Below are 781 nucleotides of genomic sequence, written 5' to 3'. Positions count from 1 at the left end.
CCGCGGATACGCGGCGAGACGGAGGGGGCGCTCCCCCTCCGGTAAAAACGGACCAGACAGTCTGTAAGCCGGGTTCTGTTCCGCCTCTCCCAATCCGAAGAAGGGCGAGACGGCGACGATCATTCCTCTTGGCCGGCCATTGCTGGACGGCTCTCGCGACCTACCCGGATCCTCTCGGCCAGTGACGGCCTATCCGACGCGAGGTCGGAGCGGGATCCCTATTCGGTCTTGCTCCAGGCGGGGCTTGCCATGCCGTCCCTGTCGCCAGGTCCGCGGTGGGCTCTTACCCCACCCTTTCACCCTTCCCGCCCCGTAGGGAGGAGGTTTGCTTTCTGTGGCGCTATCCCTGGGATCACTCCCGGTGGGCGTTACCCACCGCCTTGTCACCGTGGAGCCCGGACTTTCCTCGACCTTCTTGCGAAGACCGCGACCGCCCGACCATCTGGTCCGGGACGGTGTTTGACCGCGCGGCATCGAAACGTCAACTCCGTGTTGAAATTCAACACTCTCGTCATCCCGGACGGCCGAAGGCCGATCCGGTACCCAGGAGCCAAGCTCAGTGCGGTTGCCCCTGGGTCCCTGTGTGTCGAAACTGTGAGAGATTGGTCACGGGCGGGAGATCGTTGGGTCCCAGGTCTTGAGACCGTTAGCCGGCCAGATCCCCGCCCGCTTTAGACCACACCTGAACAGTTGCACGAGGCCGTTGGCGCGGACCTCGCATCACAGGGACAGGCACGATGACCATACACCCTGACGTGGTCGGGATCGATGTGTCCAAGCA

The 781-nt window shown here is 63.8% G+C and carries 1 other RNA gene; it reads right to left on the bottom strand.

The annotated features are described in order from the left end of the window. Window positions 1–48: 48 nt before the first annotated feature. An RNA gene (gene rnpB / locus AC1DSO_RS24755) (RNase P RNA component class A) lies at window positions 49–446 on the bottom strand. Window positions 447–781: the final 335 nt, after the last annotated feature.

It is taken from the genome of Caulobacter sp. P4_E5 (assembly GCF_056401555.1).
Note: the sequence above shows the minus strand (reverse complement) of the source record. Positions and strands in the feature narration are given on the sequence as shown.